The sequence below is a fragment of the Sphingobacterium sp. CZ-UAM genome (genome assembly GCF_002000245.1).
Lineage (GTDB): Bacteria > Bacteroidota > Bacteroidia > Sphingobacteriales > Sphingobacteriaceae > Sphingobacterium.
The window spans coordinates 126,528-144,390 of the sequence record NZ_MTCM01000007.1; the positions used below are offsets into that span (position 1 = coordinate 126,528).

Consider the following 17,863-nt stretch of genomic DNA (forward strand, 5'->3'; position numbering starts at 1 on the left):
ACACGTCGATATGTCACTATATTTATTAATCGTCCTAAAAATCATCTTGAGCTAATATGGTATACGCACTTTCACTCAAGATGACCTGATCTTTTTTTATGCATTAGTTTTTTCGATATTTACTCCAAATTTCTTCTGGAACATACACGGCCCGATAAGGTATAAAATAGGCGTTTAACTCCCAGAGCACATTACCTTTTTTATCTGTTATCAGTACCGATCCTGTCTTTGAACTTGTTTGCAGCAGATGACCATTCACTAATTCATAAGCACTTCCCATCCGCGCCGTGAATTGTTTTTTGGGGATAGGGGCCGCATAAGCCACTGTTGCCGTTTTGTTTTTTTGGTCTAGGTTGAAAGCAATGGCGCGGGATTGTTTGTTAGCCGTTGTACTATCGCGGGGGGAGAAATCACCATTGTCAAACAGCAGGAGTTCACCGGTTTTCGTGATATGTGGTGCATGCTGAAAATAGAACAGGTCGCTTTCCTTCAATTTAAAGTCACCGTCCTTTCCTAATTTCCAGAGAATATCGCCCGTTTTCGCATCAATTTTCCAAACCTGATTTTCAATTGGCGACGAAGTGAGGTAATTGCTATCCCGATCAAAAGAAATCGTATTAAAGTGGAATCTATCGTGCTTCAAGCTATCCAGTTTTTTGTCCTTGAGAATATCCCATTTTTCCCAGGGGGACCATTTTTTTAAGACATTTCCTTTGGTATCCATGGTTAAGATAGCATCTCCCCAAAGCGTATCTTTGGGATGACCAGGTCGGTCATCTATTCTAAAATCCCTTACAATACCGACAATATTATTCCGCTTGTCCATCTGTACATCGTGGTGCATCACGATCCCTTTTTTATCCAGGTCAATTCGGCTAATTTCCTTTCCCGTCAGATCAATCTCCACCAAGACGGTCCCCCCTACAAACCCGATCCTTCCGCTGCGGAGATAATAACTGACATTGGTGGATTTTTTACTCGGTTGATTGGGTTTATTGAACTCATCTTTGCTGGCAGGAGCCAGTAAGGCTAAAACTGTTCCCCTCGGGGTTAATGAAGCTAGGCGAACGCCCAATTTCTCATCCTGCCAGTACCAACGGATCGTTCCCTTACCATCGACCATAGCCATATAACCGGGATAGCCACGGTAGCACAATAACACCAGACCATTCCCAAGTGCTTTTTCATCGTGTGGATGGTCGGATTTGATCCAATCATGTACCATCCATGGGGATTGCGGTCTTGTCTTAAAAGACTGTTCACTGGATTTGATTGGGATGACCCGGTCAATGACCACCCGAAATTTGTAACTGCTATTCGGTTCCAGCGTCAACAAGTGAAAAGTATGATTCTGTACCGATTTTGATGTCACCGTCCGCTGCACATCCCCATTCCCCTCTTTCCAGTATTCAATATACACATCCGCGGGTTTATTGAGACGCACGTGGATGACTTCATCCAGCGGTAGGTTATTGGGCGACGTCAGTTCAATTGTGTCGATTTCGACCTGATTCGTATAATAATAGTAACCAGCAGAAGCAGCCGCAATAACAGCTAGTACAATAATTGCTTTGAATAGTTTCATCTGCATATTTTTTATTCGCTTTCCTGATTATTTCGGTAATCGTGATGGATTTGCTGCTGTCATTTCCTGATGCAGGCGGGCTTCTTCCAATGGATAAGGGAAATAACGCATTGCTCCGGTCACATTTTCTTTCAGTCCACGGCCTTTCAGATAGGCATTGCTTACTTTTTCATATCTGCCCAATCGAATCAGATCCTGACGCCTTTTATATTCAAACACCAGCTCGAAACCACGTTCATCGACCAATGCATCGATCATACTTTCTTTGCTCGTCGGAACTGGAAAATTAGGATGCTCTCCATACGCTGGCGCACCGGCCCGTTTACGTATTTCGTTGAGGTAAGGCAATGCTGCCGCAGGTCCATTCAAGGCATTTTCGATTTCTGCTTTGCACAGAATAACATCCGCTAAACGAAATACCTGAATGGTTCGTCCATCGAGATAAGAGTTATTGATCATGCCATAGGAGTATTTTTTCGTAGCGACATTTTGCAAAAATTTGACCGTATCGCTAGGTGGCGTTGTTTGTCCTTTGGCAGGTAACATATAAAAGAACCCATGCTTTGTATTCTTATCCCTTGCTGCCTTGCCCTCATAATTGTAGTAAAAAAACTGCTTACGTGGATCTAGGTCACTGTATTTTCGCCAGAAATCGAGTGAAACGCCGTAGTATTGCCAACGGTCAGGTACCTCCCGATTATCGGTTGGTCCAAAGTGATTCGTAATCTCCCCGCCATTGAGTGTTGGTTCATGTAAAACACCAAAGATCAGGCCCATATCCATTTTATTGTCATCAGACCATTCGTTTTTGAAGTCAGGATTTAATTTATAGATACCCTTTTTCCGCAGCTCCAGTACCTGATCAATATAAGTCTTTGCCTTATCATAGCTATGCGAACGCATATACATTTTACCCATCAGCGTAAGCGCGGCTCCTTTTGTCGCCCGTCCTAGATCAGCGGACCACCGTTCAGGAAGGTTATCGATGGCATATTGACAATCTGCCGCGATCTGCGCGTCGATTTTTTCCACCGCAGCCAAAGGCTCATTATAGCTTTCCGTCGGATTTTTCACAGTCGTAATAAGTGGCACAGGCCCCCAGGCGTCTGTTAGATCCATATACGATAATGCTCTCAGAAATCTTGCCTGTGCAATAATCTCCTTTTTTCGATCCTCCGGGATCGTTACATTGTCAATGCGGTCAATCAGCATATTGGCATTGCTGATGACCTGATACATATTTTGGTAGTTAAATTTAAAATAGCGGTTATTGTCATCATAGGTAAAATTGCTCATGCGGGTAGGATCTCCGGCCGCAGTCGAAAATCCCATATCGGTGGCATAATCCGTAATCATCACCAGATATCCCGCATAATATAAATAAGCATCACCGGGATAAGGCGACAAACTGGTATAGATACCGGTCAAAGCCGCATTGATGTCACTTTCTGTCGAATAGGCATTTTTGGTTGTCAGATCGCTGTACAATTTCGGTTCAAGTTTGGTACAGCTCTGCAAACTTCCGGTAAGAATGGACGCTAGTCCGGCTAAACCTAGGATATATTTAAAATTACTTTTAATCATCTTCATGTCATTTAAAATTAAGGTATTACCTGTTAAAATGTGGCACTTACGCCAAAAGTGAAAGAACGCATGGACGGATAGGAATTAAAATCCAGTCCCACACCGGCATTGGCACTTTGGTTGTTTCCAGCTCTATTTTTGACCAAGGCATCATTTTCATAACCCTTTGTGTCAACTTCTGGATCCCAGCCCGAATAATTGCTAATGGTAAACAGGTTTTCCGCCATGCCATAAACACGTATCGATTGAATTGCTTTCGTTTTCAATGGAAATGTATAACCCAAGGTCAAATTCCGCAAACGTAGGAATGAAGCATTTTCAATAAAGTGATCGTTAATATAGCCGCCATAGTTCATATAATAGAACCCATTTCGTGGAATATCCGTATTGGTATTGTTCGGAGTCCAGCGATTTAATGCCTCAATTCCGCGCTTCCATTCGATGTTCATACGCGTCATGTTGAGCAGGTCATTGCCGATATTTCCGTAGACAAAGGCCGTCAGATCAAAATGTTTATAGGTAAATGAATTGGTCATACCAAAATTCAGTTTCGGATAGCCGCGCCCGATAATTGTGCGGTCGGCTGAGTTGATCGTACCGTCCCCATTGACATCGGCAAATTTCGGATCTCCAGGTTTCGAATTGGGCTGAGGCGCATACTTTTCTCCCTGCTGAATGACACCAAGGTATTTATAACCAAACAAAGAACCCAACGATTCGCCGACACGAATTACAGAGTAGGCTTCTTCGGAGACATTACCCATCGGTTTTGAAGATGTGAGTAGCTGCTCAGGTTCACCACCAAGACTGGACACCTTATTGCGGTTCATGGCAAGATTTAATTTTGTCTCCCAGGTGAATTCCCCGGTCATATTCTTGCTCGTTACGGAAAACTCGAGCCCTTTGTTGTTCATAGAACCCAAATTACGCTGTCCGGAAGTATATCCCGTATAGTAAGGTAGAATACTTCTGATCAGCAAATCATTTGTCTTCTTGTAATAGGCATCCAAGGTAAACGCCAATCTATTTTTAAAGAACGAAAAATCAATCCCGGCATTATACTGGGTAGTCGACTCCCATTTCAGTTTGTCATTTTCAGGATAGGTCGGATTTTGCTTTACCCCACCGGCATTATTGATACCGTCAAAAGTATAATGTCCATTGTCCATTAATCCATAAGAAGCATAATCGGCCACCCTATCATTTCCGGTCTGTCCATACCCCAATCTAAACTTGAGGTCCGAAAACAACTGCTGTCCCTGCATGAAATCCTCGTTGTTTATTTTCCATGCAAAAGCTGCTGAAGGAAAAGTTCCCCAACGATGATTCGGACTAAAACGTGAAGAGCCGTCCCGACGTAAGGTTGCTGTCAACAGGTATTTATCGTCGTAACTGTAATTCACACGACCAAAAAAAGAGATCACCAGGTTTTCCGATTTGGCAGAATTCACTCCGGTAATACTTGAGGCCATTCCCAGATTATTATATTCCAATAAGTCGGTCGAGAAACCTTTGACATTGATGCCCTTGTTGTTACGCACATATTTCTCATAGGAATATCCCCCCATCACATTCAGATTATGCTTTTCATTAAAGACCTTGGCATAGGTAGCATAAAAATCAATCAGATTATGTGTTTCATTATAATCTGCCTGGCTGGCGACCCCGCCATCAATCCCCCCCTGATAAGAATCCCGGGTCAGATAACTACCCAATTGGTCATGGGTAATTTCCGTTCCGGCATTCATACGTAAAGTCAATTCTTTGATCGGGTTGACTTCAACAAAGATATTCCCGTTTAACTTATCCCTTTGCACATCGTTGATTCGCGAAATCAGGTTGGCCAAAGGATTGTCTCCCTGTCCACCCGGAGGTCTTCCAAAACTACCATCCGCATTATAAACCGGAATAGTGGGATCATAAGTCAATATACTATACAATACGTTCGAATTCAGAATATTGCCATCATAAAGCTGCATATTGGATTTCTCCCGTTGAGCAGATATGGTTGCACCTGTCCGGATATAATCATTGACCTTTTGATCCACATTGATACGACCGGATATCCGATTAAAATCGGTGGTCTTCAAAATACCTTTTTGATCAAAATAGCCTAAGCTTGTCAATACTTTCGTTTTCTCACCACCGCCCGAAAACTGTAGATTGTGATTTTGCAAAACACTGTTACGCATGGTCTCCTTTACCCAATCGGTATTGACATCCGATTCGAGCTGCGATTTGGTGTACACCGCGTACTCCTGATTTTCCTGTCCTTCGATCTCCTTATATAGCGCGTTTGCCAGGTTCATATATTGCTTACCATCCAAAAAAGTGAAGGGATTGATCGGGTTTTGTGTCCCTACGTAACCACTGTAGGTGATGTTATTCTGATCAGTCTTACCACGTTTCGTTGTAATAATGATCACCCCATTTGCTCCTCTTGACCCATAGATCGCCGTGGCAGAGGCATCTTTGAGAATATCCATAGAAGCGATATCTTCTGGATTAATGTTTATCCCGTTATTTGTAGGGAATCCATCGATCACATAGAGGGGATCATTACTGCCACTAATGGAGTTCGTCCCCCGGATCCGAATGGATGTGCTGCCTCCTGGTGCTTTGGAATTCTGTGTGACCACTACCCCGGATGCTTTACCCTGCAATGCCTGTCCGACATTACTCACTGCGCCGCCTTTTGTCAGCTCATTGCTGGAAAGCGAGGCAATGGCCCCCGTCAGGTCGCTTTTTTTCTGTTTACCATATCCAATGACGACTACATCTTCCAATTGATTGACCTGATCTTCCAAAATAATGGATAAAGTCGTTGTTCCCGCGGCGGATACCTGCACATTTTTTTCTACATAAGTTTGATAACCAATATAGGAGAACGTCAATTCGTAGCCCTTGGCATTAGGGACATCCGCAAAACGGAAACTTCCGTCGGCCGCACTGGAACCGCTTGTCGAAAAATTGCTTCCTGCATTTTTCAACATAATGCTGACTCCAGCTAGCCGCTGCCCGGCGGCATTCTTGATGACACCATTGATCGTTCCAGCCAGACCATGAATAGATATCAGTGTCAGGAGCAGCAAAACAAAAAATGGTTTCTTGGTTAAGTTGAATTTTACCATAATTCTATTTTTTAGGTTTGAGTATGTATGTGTTCTGTTGTTTTTCCAGTTTAAAGGGGTTCACTTCAACGATCAATTGCAGGATAGATTCAGCCAACTGGGTTTTGTCCTTTAAATCCATCAACCTATTCTTCCGGAAACGTCCTTTTAAACGATAGTTCCTCACCAGCAGCGAGTCATATGACACCGGCATATCTAATTCATGATTGATATATTGAATGATTTCCGAGACGGATGTTTCGTCTAATTGCAACCAGTCATCCGATTGATGCATTGTTGTCGGATAGGTATATGCATTCGCATTCCTCACAACGCCGCCGCTACGCTCAATCGTATGAGGAGCACTTGCATGAGCATACTGGCTAAAATCTGAAAGAATAAGTTGTGAAAATGCAGCATAAACCTGCTGTCCAGGTTTTAAAATTTTGGCAATTGTTTCATCAATAGAAGCCACACGTACCTTCCCTTCATATAATTGAACGGTGACCTGGGCGGAGCGACTGTTATAGTCTACTGTAAACTGCGTCCCAAGTGCGGTCGTCATCACCTGGTTGCTTTGTACAACAAATGGTTTCGATGGATCTTTGGCGACGTGAAAGCGGACCTTTCCTTCCAATACCCGGACCTGTCGGAGATCCAAGTTTGGTTTGATGTAAACTGCAATGAAAGCCCCGGGCTCAAGAAAAATATGGGACTCATCCGCTGTAATGATTTCTTTGGTCCGTAGCGATGGGTTATAATAAATTTCTTTGATTCGATTTGCTGATGTTATCGTCCGTTGGTTAGCGGTATCCTGAAGCAGGTTTGAACAAACGAATAATATTCCAAATACAAAAAATACGAGCAGGCTCTTTAACAGGAAATCGCCGCCACGTTTGTTGCTTTTTTCCCGCGCGATATAAGCTGACCAATCATCTTCCGAAATCAGGTCATCCAACAATTTCGGATCCTCGTTAAGCCAGGAGAATACAAGCTTAGCCTCCTCCGCTGAACATTGGTTTGCCAGGAATTTATTTAATAATTGCTTACGATTCATAACAGTTGCTACCCGATTGCGAACGGGTATTTAACTGTAATACGAACAAAGGCCACTGTATCCCCTAAAGCAATTTGAAAAATTTTTTAATGAATTTTAGACCGATGCTGATGTGGTTCTCTACGGTCTTAGGCGAAATGGATAACTTGACGGCTATTTCTTTGTAGCTCAGCTCTTCAAACTTATGCAGATAAAAGACCTGCTGCCGCATAAAGGGCATTTGAGCGATTAGTCCCTTAACATATTCCAGTTCGTTTTTGTAGGCTATCCTGCGTTCCATATCCTCGTACTGGCTCAGCACAAAAGGCTTTTCAAAATCAATATACTTTCTGTTCAAGGCCCGGCGCCGAAGCTCATCAATCAATTTGGTACGTGCAATCTGAAAGAGCTGCGTACTAAATAACAATTGTTGATTCGATTCATTTTTCCGTTCCCAAACGATCAGAAATGTCTGTTGGACAACATCTTCAGCAAGATCCGAACACTGTGTTTTCTGATATAAAAAATAATATAATTTTCTATACCAATAACGATAAGCTAAAAAAAACTCTTTTTCGTTTGTCGGTGCCCGTTGTAGGATTTCGTTAATCATAATCTACATTTAGATAGTCTCGCTTCCCTGCAATCATTGTTTACAACCATTACATCGGAACTTGGACTTTGAGAGACGTCTAAGTTTCGCCCATCAAACCACCAATCTTTTTTGGCTAGTTATCCACAACTAAAGTGACTATTTTTTATCAAAAAAACAAGATAATATTTTCATCTTCAAGAAGTCACATCAAAAAACTTTAAAAACGATATTCCATTTCTCTATTTGGGCAATCATTTTGGAAGTCAGCCTATCGTTTTCTATCCAAGAGTAAAAATCATTATCGATATTCTTTACATATTTATTGATAAAACCAAATAATTAGCTTTTATCATATCTATTTTCTACCCAAATAGACACAATAACAAAACATTTAAATCATTTTAAAATACAAATAAATAGCTTATATAAACAGAGTCCGTGTCAAACGCATTATTACAATTCATTCGAGTCCGCTTCGTACCTGCTATGGCCCTTTTTCGAGGCATAGAGGGGGTGCGAGTAGGGTAAGACCATTTTCGTTACGTGGTGAATCCGTGTCTAACTCGGACTCACCACGGACTCAGCATGGATTCATGACGCAGACATAGCGAAGCAGATAGGTAGCTGATCCGAAGGAGACCTACCCCTGCCCCGATGAATTAGTGAGCAATACGATGATCATCCATGTACCCGCTTAGCCAAAGAAAAGGTCTTTAGCATAGGGGGAAATCCCCCCATGCTAAAGACCTTTTATACGTACCAAACCAGCTAGGAGACATTTTTTCGCTGTCACCGCTGGTCGGTTCTTTATCAATAACCTGGATTTTGTTTCAGGTTAGGGTTAACCGCAATCTGTTGGCTAGGCAATGGATAGACCAGTGTTTTTGGATCCGGATCCGCTGCTTTTTCCTGCCAAGCTTGCAAGAACTTGCCGAATCGGATCAAATCTTGTCTCCGCCAGCCTTCCCAATACAATTCACGTGCGCGTTCATCCAATAGATTGTCCAATGTCAAGGCCGTAAAGTTGGCAGCACCTCGATTTGCCCGAATACTATTGATCAAAGCCAGCGCCTCACCTGCCCCGCCAGTACCGCCTCTCAAAATTGCTTCTGCCTGCATCAGTAGCACATCCGAATAACGGAACACCACCCAATCATTGTTCCGCTGTCCAGAAACCGCATAGTCAAATGCATACTTCATTGGGCGAATTCCTGCCGTTTCTAAGGTGGCTCCTGATGTGCGGATGGTCACCTCCCGGGTAAATGACAAGGGGGCACTTGATGGATTTCTGGCCATCAACGGTTTATTTGTGCTCCAATTATATTGTTGCCCAGCAAAAAAACCCACATTTTGGCGTTTATATCCTTTTTTTCTATTGGAAGTCGTATCTGCAGCATACTCATAATAGATTCCTCTACGTTCATCGGTAGGACTAAATTTATCGTAATAATCCGACAATGTACACCAGCCATTCCAGCCACCCGGATTCATATTATAATGCGCAATAGTATTCCAGGTCCGGTCCACATTTCCGCCCCGTTCTCCATTTTTGTTGAACAATGTAAAAATATTTTCGGTAGACTTCACATCATTGTCCGGCGCAAAATTGTCAAAATATTTACCTTTGGCCGATATCGCATATTTACCCGTCATCGTAATTTCCTTTGCCAAAGTGATGACCTTATTCATGTCCTCGGCTGCAAAAGTAGGTGCCTGTCTATTCAAAAAGGCTCCTTTATTTAGGTAAATTTTCATTAGCAGGGTCTTCGCGGCATTCTTATTCGCAACATAGGCAGCACCATCTGCGGGTAGGCTACTCAAAATTTCGTTTAGGTCTTTCACGATATAATCGATTGCAGCCTGTGGTTGCAAAACCTCTGGAGCGATCCTAAAGTCCTCCATTGCTTCACCTTCGCGAATAGGTACTACACCATAAAGATCTAAAATATCAAACATGGCCAATGCCCGGATAAATTTAGCCTCGGCAGTTTGCTGCGGATTGGGCTTATAGCGCAGGACATTGCTGGCATTATAGATGGCTGTACCCAGGCTGACAAAGGTATTGTTCATATAAGCATTATCCGCATTCCAGGTATGCAAGTGAATGGCCCGGTGCATTCCATTGTCGTCCCAGTCTCCACCGCGCGTAGGTGCCATTGCTGCATCGGTAGAAATCTCCTGCATCACCCAGCGCTGTTCCTGCTGATAGGGCGTGTTTAGCGAAGTGTAAGCTGTAGTTAACAAGCCCCCGGGTTCGACATTAGAGGTTCCCTCCTCTAATTCACCCTTAAACTCCTCTTTCAGTTTGGTGCAAGATGATGTACTTGCCGCAACCGAAGCCATTAATCCGATATATAATAAAGTTCTTAATTTCATCTGTCTCATATTTTTGTTTATCCAATGACAATATATCTTAGTCTAAAGTGAAAAATTAACACCCAATAAGATATTTCTCGCAGGCGGGTAAGGTAAATATTCAATACCCAAAGAAGGGATTCCATTCGTAGAACCGTCTGTATTCACTTCGGGATCAAATCCAGTATATTTTGTTATAATAAAAAGATTCTGTCCTGTTAGTGACACATTTAAATTCTTCAATGTTTTACCTACGTTTCCAACGCGATAGCTTAATGTCAAATTGGCCAATTTTAAATAATCTCCTTTTTCCAAGAAACGTGAAGATGGTGCTGCCGAATTCGAGGTTGACTCTTTGACCGAGGTGTCAAAAAATTTGGATCCAATGTTTCGTGAAGACAGATTGGTCAATCCCAAGCCTGTCGCGGCAGTATTGTTAAACAAGTAATGGCCCAAAGCACCGTTCATATTGGCGGCCAAAGAAAAGCTCTTATAATTTACATTTGTGGAAATACCTAGTAAAGTAGTGGGATTTGGACTATGCATATAGTATTTATTGACAGCAGGGTCATTTTTGGTACTGATGCTACCGTCCAAGCCCAAGTACATGCTCGTACCTGTCTGCGGATCAATCCCTTGATAATCGGCCAAATACCAGACATTCAATGGTTGACCATTCACCATGCGTTGTCCCAATACGCCTGAAAAGCCCTGTCCTCTTAACGCTCCCGTCTCATAGTAGCCTACCAGGCCACTCACACTATTTTTAAGGAAGGTTGCGTTACCGGTCAGATCCCAGGTCCAATTGTCGTTTTTCACAATAGTACCTGTCAAGGCAATTTCGACACCTTTATTGACGATTTCACCGTCCAAATTCACCCAGATACGGCCGGCTGGTGCTGGTTGAGCGAGTGTTTGCTCAAATAAAGCGTCCGTTGTCTTTTTATTGAAATAGTCTATCGAACCATATAAGCGGTTGCCGAGTATCCCAAAATCTATCCCCGCATTTAGGGTAGTAGAGGTCTCCCATTTTAGGTCCGGATTACCATAGTTCGCCTGACTGATGCTTTGGTTACCAAAAACAAGCCGGTTCAATGAAGCGCCGGAAGGAAACTCCTGGTTTCCTGTTTTACCCCAGCCCAAACGTACTTTCAGCTGATCGAAAATGCCACTTGATTTTAGGAAATCTTCCTCCGCGGCATTCCATGCGACTGCCAGTGAGGGAAACATGGCGTATTTGTTGTTTGAACCAAATTTTGTTGATCCGTCCCGTCTTACCGTTGCAGTTAATAAGTAACGATTTAAATAATTAAATCCACCACGCAAAAAAAGCGACTGCAATTGGTTCTTCGGACTCCGATAGGATGCGATCTCCCGAGTTGCAACCGGAGAATATTGAATATAATCAAAGTAATCCAGGCCCATATAACTAAACCCTTTACCAAAAGAGATATTGTTATTAAAATTATAATCCAAATATTCATAGCCAGCGACAGCATTCACACTCCAATCCTCATTGATCTGTTTGTTATAGGAAAGCATATGCGTCATCTGCAGATTAGTCTCGCCATTATTGGAAATAAAAGCTTCCTCATCATTGGATTTTGATGGATCAATCAGGCCGGCACGGTACATTCCCTGGCGATTACCGGTCTGACGCATCGCACTATAGATAAACCGGTATTCTAAATCATCGGTAATTTTATAATAAGGTGCCAAATTGACGACCAGGGTATTGGTAGTCGCCAGATCTCTGAATGCCTCGATGCTGGTTAGCGGATTTCGGGTCGTTGTACTGACGAAAGTCAGGTTACCCTGTGCATCGCGCAATGGTCTGGTTGGATTCCATTGCAGGGCTTGAGAAATGACATTCCCCTCTGAACCCACCGTTGCATTGATCGGCGCATATTTATTGTCCATTTGCGTCAAAAACAAACCGAAATCAAGTCCCAACCGCTTGTTCTCCAAAAAGCGGAAATTACCACTAAGATTGGCAGTATATTTTTTCAGCTGCGAACCGCGGATAATACCGTTCTGATTTAAATAGCCTCCTGATAAGCGATATTTCCCATATTCTGTCCCGCCGGCTACATCGGCATAATAGTTCTGCGTAATAGCTTTTCGTGTGATCGCTTTAAACGCGTCTTCATTCCCGCCAAAATCAGCGTCGTCGACTTCGTCTGGCGTATAGTATTTCAATGCTTCTCTAAACCGCGAAGCATTCAGTACATCCGGATATTCACGCATTGTCGACACCCCAGTTGATGCACCGATTGAGACTTCCGGCGAACCTTCTTTCCCTTTTTTGGTGGTAATGATCACAACGCCGTTTGCACCCCGCGAACCGTAGATAGCCGTTGCTGAAGCATCTTTCAAAATGTCCATGCTCGCAATATCACCCGGGTTCAAATAGGTCAGTGGATTCCCTCTGTCCGAAGAAAATCCGCCTCTTCCCTCCGGCAATGGCGAGTTACCGGACATTGGCACCCCATCCAATACAAACAGGGGATTATTGCTCGCCCGGATGGAGGAGTTACCACGAATACGTACCGTGGTCGATCCCCCAGGTTGTCCCGTGTTATTAATAACCATGACACCCGGAGTTTTTCCCTGGATCAATTGATCGGGACTTGTCATAATACCCTTATTGAAGTTTTTGGCGCCGATGGTGACCATAGATCCCGTCAGGTCTTTTTTCCGGGCAGTACCATATCCAATGACAACCACTTCTTCCAGTCCCTGATTGGAACTCGGTTCAAGTGCAATAGTCATATCATTACCTGCAATACGCACTTCCTTCAATGCATAGCCAATATAGGATACCTCAAGCGATTTGGCATCACTGGTTATATTCAGGGAAAATGCCCCCTCAGCATCGGTGGTTGTTGCTGTGGTACTGCCTTTTACTTTAATTGTCGCGCCAGTCAAGGGGCTTTGGTTTTCATCCACAACCTTTCCTTTCAGCACCCTGGTCTGGGCTACCGCAATAAAGGTGGTGACCAGTAATGCTGGCATCATTACACATTGCGCAAGTAGTTTGTTTTTCATACGCTTTTAAATTGGTGGTTTAATTGATTCTGTATTTCTGAGCAATTTCTCGCTCAAACAAAAATGTTAAGTGATTCGATGTTTTCAGTCCGATAAAGTCTGGGATCTCCGCAGCTCTCCATGCTACTATCGATCAGGCTAACTACAGCTCCATTTACAGAGCCTGAAAACCGTCGCCGCATACGCTTGTATCGCACTATAGAATGATAAGTAACTCGCTTTAAAAAAAATAAGAATGCAGCTATCTGCTGTCATAATTTTAGGACAAGGCATAAGTTTACTTTTTGGTTATTTCGTATTATAAAAATCGTTAAATCCATGTTGCAACCCCAATCATAGCGTCTCAATTTTATATCAAAACGTATCAACAGTTCTCTTTTTTTTCTTTTTTATTGCCTATTTTTAGCAATACATTATCAATTTTGCGTAGAATAACCTTTATACCTATCCTCTATCTCCTACTTGTATGGCCCCTCCTACAGGCGCAATCGTTCTATTTTAAAAATTATCAACCCCATGATGGTCTATCCAATAGTTCTGTCAAGTGTATTACGCAAGATACCCAGGGCTTTCTTTGGCTAGGGACAAGGAATGGTCTTAATCGTTTTGATGGCAATCAATTTAAAATATTTAGGCATAATGCCTCAGATTCTACAAGCATCGGAAGCTCGTCCATTTTAAGTATCCTTACCGATAGCAAAGGTGTGCTATGGGTAGGAACAACACGGGGTACCTATTGTTACAATCCGGTTAAAGAAAACTTCAAACCATTTAATAGCATACCGATTGGCGAAGTAAACGCCATCCATGAATATGCCGGTTTTATCTGGCTGCTTTCCAATGGAAAACTTTATCGTTATAATCCTCTTACAACGGAAATCGTTTCTTTTGATCAAAACAAAAATACGCTCGTAGCCATTACCAGCAGCAAAAAAGGGGGACTGTGGACCACAGATATTAACAGTACAATCGAAAGATACCAGGTTAACTCCGGCAAATTTGTTCAAATTGCACTCAAAAAATCAGATCGGAAAGCACTGGCCAACACAAAGACCGTCTACGCTATCAACGACTCCCTGCTCATGGTCGGTACCATCAATTCAGCCTACCTGTTTGATTTTAAAAACGGAACCTTAAAAAACCTATTTGCGAACCATTACCCCAACAAAGTCATCCAGGCAAATTGCATTATCCAACAGACAGAGTCGGTATACTGGATCGGAACAGAGACTGGAATATATACCTATGACATTCATACGGGTCAGAGCCAACACATCAAAAAAGATCTGCTCAATCCATTTGCCATATCGGACAATGCCGTTTTGAATTTCTATCGGGACCGTGAAGATAACATCTGGTTTGGAACATTTTTTGGCGGTTTTAATCAGTACAGCAACCAATTCGACAATTTCAAAAAGTACCTATATGGATTTGGAAAATCTGCATTATCCGGGAATATCGTACACGATATAAAAAAAGATAACTATGGAAATTTCTGGATAGGCACAGAAGATGGTGGTCTCAACAAAATAGATGCTCAAACACAACAGATCCAGCATTTCGTTGCCAATGGAAAAAAAGGAAGTATTGCACATAATAATGTCCATGGATTGGCAACCATCGGCGATGATCTTTGGGTAGGCTCCACAACACATGGACTGGATATACTCGACGTAAAGACCGGAAAATTAAAAAAGCACTATGACCGCATCGGCAGAGGCCCCTTACAAAGCAGCTTCGCCGTTTGCCTCTTTAAGTCCAGAGACAACAGCATGTTTGTGGGGACAGACCGCGCACTATATGGCTACAATAAACATAGCGATAGTTTTGACCTCCTCCCCATTAAGGCCTGGATACAAGGGATTTACGAAGATAACGATGGTATACTTTGGGTCAATACCTATGGCAGTGGAGTTTACCAATACAATCGGGGTACGGGCGAGATAAAACATCTACGCTCCGAGCAAGGCAAACAAAATACGCTCGTCAATAATTACGTCAATGGCTTATTCGAAGACAGCAAAAAAAATCTGTGGTTTTGTACCGAAAGTGGCCTTTCAAAGTACCGCCGTGATGGGCATTTCACCAACTATCTGACCGAATCGGGTTTACCTTCCAATCAAGTATTTAAAGTATTGGAAGACGACAACAACAGCATATGGATATCAACAGGTGGTGGCCTGGTCAGACTGGATGGCCATCTTCCCCATAGGGTCATCTATACATCCCGAGACGGGCTACCGGCCGATCAGTTTAATTACAATTCAGCATTTAAAGATGCGGACGGTACATTATATTTTGGTACCATAAAAGGGATGGTAAGTTTTAACCCGACAAAATCCATTAAGAATAACTTTATTCCGCCCATATTCATTAGCGACATTCAGATCAACAACGAAAGCATTCCAGTTCGTGAAGATGGTATACTGAAACAATCCATCTCGCTATCAAAAGAGATTCAGCTCTCCTATAATAGTTCCAATATCAGCTTTAATATCGCAGCCTTGAGCTTTGTTTCGCCAAAAAGCAATCCCTATCGCTATATCATGGAAGGTTATGACAAAGGCTGGACAGATATCACCGGCAGCCAAAAAATTTATTACAATAAGCTTCCTCCCGGAACCTATACCTTTAGATTTAAAGGGGCTAACAACAATGGGATCTGGAACCCGGCGGAAAAACAACTACGTATTGTCGTATCTCCCCCCTGGTGGTCATCCAGCTGGGCGTATACCATTTATTTCGTTACCTTTAGTACAGTTGTTTTATTGATTTTGAGGTATTATTTTTTGCTGATCAAAGCAAATAACGCGCAAAAAATGGATGGCTATGAACGTAAAAAAGAACAAGAAGTCTATAATCTTAAACTTGAGTTTTTCACCAATCTCGCCCACGAAATCCGTACACCGCTGACCTTAATCAAAATGCCCCTGGAGAAACTCATCCGGACACATCAATTTGACGCTAATGACACGGTAAATGACCTTGCCTTGATCGAAAAAAACACAACAAGACTGATTAGGCTAACTAATCAACTTTTGGACTTTAGAAAAGCAGAAACAAATAATATGAGCCTTATCTTTACAAAAACGGACATTAACAACTTATTACTTGACGTATTCAATGATCTGAACAGCCTAGCAAAGGAAAAGATGTTGCAATATGATCTTTCCTTGCCCCGGATTACACTCACTGCCCAAGTCGATGAAGAAGCTTTGCGGAAAATATTCACCAACTTGATTCATAATGCCATAAAATATGCCGCTCATCAGGTACATGTCAAATTGCTTCCGTTCAACAGTGATGATATTATGTTCAATATCGAATTTCGAAATGATGGTGATATCATTCCCTTCGAAAAAAGGGAAAAAATCTTTGAACCCTTTTATCGGCTAAACGAATCGAATAAAGATACCGGAACGGGTATTGGCCTTCCTCTCTCCCGCTCCCTAGTCGAACTCCATCAGGGTTCATTATCGCTGGCTTATACGGAAGAAAACCGAAACATCTTCCTGCTCTCGCTCCCCATCCTGCAGGAACAGACCTTGGACATCAAACCGATCCTCGAAGAGACAGTCGTTCCTCATGAAGACCATCTAAACGCAAAAACAGATCAAAACGCCGAAAGACCTGTCATCCTTATTGTCGAGGACAACAAAGAAATACTGGCCTATCTCAATAAGGAACTGAAAATTGATTATACAATTCTGCGTGCCAGTAACGGAGCTGAAGCGCTTGAAATATTGGATCAGGACAATGTGCAGCTCGTCTTGACAGATATCATGATGCCTATTATGGACGGCATCGCACTTTGCAAACGTATTAAGAGTGACATCCTGTACAGCCATATTCCGGTCATCTTCCTCACGGCCAAAAATGCACTTGATTCTAAAATTAATGGGCTGAAAATTGGTGCCGATGCCTATATCGAAAAACCCTTTTCACTGGAATTCCTTACTGTACAGATCAGAAATATCCTGAACAACCGTAAGATCATCAAAAATTATTTTACAAATTCTTCCGTTTCTAATCTGACGGATATCAATGTATCTGCCCCTGACAAGGATTTTATCAGTCAGCTCAACACCGTGATCTATGATAATATTTCGGATATTGACCTCAATGTGGACGAGCTGGCGCGCCTAATGAATATGAGCCGCCCGACATTATACCGTAAAATCAAAGGTTTATCCGACCTGACACCCAATGAACTGATCAATATCTCCCGCTTAAAGAAAGCAGCCGAATTGCTCGTTCAAAGAAAATATAACATTACCCAGATTTCCACGATGGTAGGTTATACCGTACAATCCAATTTTTCAAGAGATTTCCATAAACACTATGGTATGCCGCCAAGTATTTACATGACCGAAAACAGCTGATTGTCCCAGGGGTAAGCAACGATTAAGGAAAAATATCAGAAGTGATCGTTATCGAGACCGTACAAAGAATGGGGTGAATGAAGAGCTTAAATCAGCCGATCAAATCCTAGAATAGTCTGATCGTGTTATCCGGCAGGTAAGGATAACTACTGAGAAAGTCAAAAAAAG

Annotated in this window: 8 protein-coding genes; 1 reads left to right on the forward strand and 7 read right to left on the reverse strand. The window is 42.5% G+C overall.

Going from position 1 to position 17,863, the window contains the following annotated elements:
* Nucleotides 1-103: 103 nt before the first annotated feature.
* The 7 genes from BWD42_RS21210 to BWD42_RS21240 all read right to left on the reverse strand — a co-directional run bounded on the left by BWD42_RS21210 (nt 104) and on the right by BWD42_RS21240 (nt 13,313).
* The gene (locus tag BWD42_RS21210; protein WP_175992114.1) at nt 104-1,585 is read right to left on the reverse strand and encodes an aryl-sulfate sulfotransferase; all 1,482 of its coding nucleotides are present in this window, start codon (nt 1,583-1,585) and stop codon (nt 104-106) included.
* A 27-nt stretch (nt 1,586-1,612) separates the two neighbouring features.
* Nucleotides 1,613-3,169, reverse strand: coding sequence for a RagB/SusD family nutrient uptake outer membrane protein (locus BWD42_RS21215; protein WP_217700113.1), 1,557 nt, complete (start codon nt 3,167-3,169; stop codon nt 1,613-1,615).
* A gap of 32 nt (nt 3,170-3,201) precedes the next feature.
* On the reverse strand, nt 3,202-6,300 hold the full coding sequence (locus BWD42_RS21220) for a SusC/RagA family TonB-linked outer membrane protein (protein ID WP_077438409.1): 3,099 nt from the start codon (nt 6,298-6,300) through the stop codon (nt 3,202-3,204).
* A 4-nt stretch (nt 6,301-6,304) separates the two neighbouring features.
* Entirely contained in the window at nt 6,305-7,336 is a 1,032-nt protein-coding gene (locus BWD42_RS21225; RefSeq protein ID WP_077438410.1) for a FecR family protein, read from the reverse strand.
* 64 nt (nt 7,337-7,400) lie between these two features.
* The gene (locus tag BWD42_RS21230; RefSeq protein WP_077438411.1) at nt 7,401-7,928 is read right to left on the reverse strand and encodes an RNA polymerase sigma factor; all 528 of its coding nucleotides are present in this window, start codon (nt 7,926-7,928) and stop codon (nt 7,401-7,403) included.
* Between the two features lie 792 nt (nt 7,929-8,720).
* Nucleotides 8,721-10,286 (reverse strand): RagB/SusD family nutrient uptake outer membrane protein, encoded by a 1,566-nt coding sequence (locus tag BWD42_RS21235; RefSeq protein WP_077438523.1) that lies wholly within the window; start codon nt 10,284-10,286, stop codon nt 8,721-8,723.
* A gap of 42 nt (nt 10,287-10,328) precedes the next feature.
* Nucleotides 10,329-13,313, reverse strand: coding sequence for a SusC/RagA family TonB-linked outer membrane protein (locus BWD42_RS21240; protein WP_077438412.1), 2,985 nt, complete (start codon nt 13,311-13,313; stop codon nt 10,329-10,331).
* A gap of 422 nt (nt 13,314-13,735) precedes the next feature.
* Here BWD42_RS21240 and BWD42_RS21245 point away from each other — a divergent pair, with 422 nt between their 5' ends.
* On the forward strand, nt 13,736-17,695 hold the full coding sequence (locus BWD42_RS21245) for a two-component regulator propeller domain-containing protein (protein WP_254846296.1): 3,960 nt from the start codon (nt 13,736-13,738) through the stop codon (nt 17,693-17,695).
* Nucleotides 17,696-17,863 lie beyond the last annotated feature (168 nt).

Excerpts from the sequence above, each read along its gene's own strand:
- BWD42_RS21210 (WP_175992114.1), bottom strand. The coding sequence starts at position 1,585 with ATGAAACTATTCAAAGCAATTATTGTACTAGCTGTTATTGCGGCTGCT.
- BWD42_RS21215 (WP_217700113.1), bottom strand. The coding sequence starts at position 3,169 with ATGATTAAAAGTAATTTTAAATATATCCTAGGTTTAGCCGGACTAGCG.
- BWD42_RS21220 (WP_077438409.1), bottom strand. The coding sequence starts at position 6,300 with ATGGTAAAATTCAACTTAACCAAGAAACCATTTTTTGTTTTGCTGCTC.
- BWD42_RS21225 (WP_077438410.1), bottom strand. The coding sequence starts at position 7,336 with ATGAATCGTAAGCAATTATTAAATAAATTCCTGGCAAACCAATGTTCA.
- BWD42_RS21230 (WP_077438411.1), bottom strand. The coding sequence starts at position 7,928 with ATGATTAACGAAATCCTACAACGGGCACCGACAAACGAAAAAGAGTTT.
- BWD42_RS21235 (WP_077438523.1), bottom strand. The coding sequence starts at position 10,286 with ATGAAATTAAGAACTTTATTATATATCGGATTAATGGCTTCGGTTGCG.
- BWD42_RS21240 (WP_077438412.1), bottom strand. The coding sequence starts at position 13,313 with ATGAAAAACAAACTACTTGCGCAATGTGTAATGATGCCAGCATTACTG.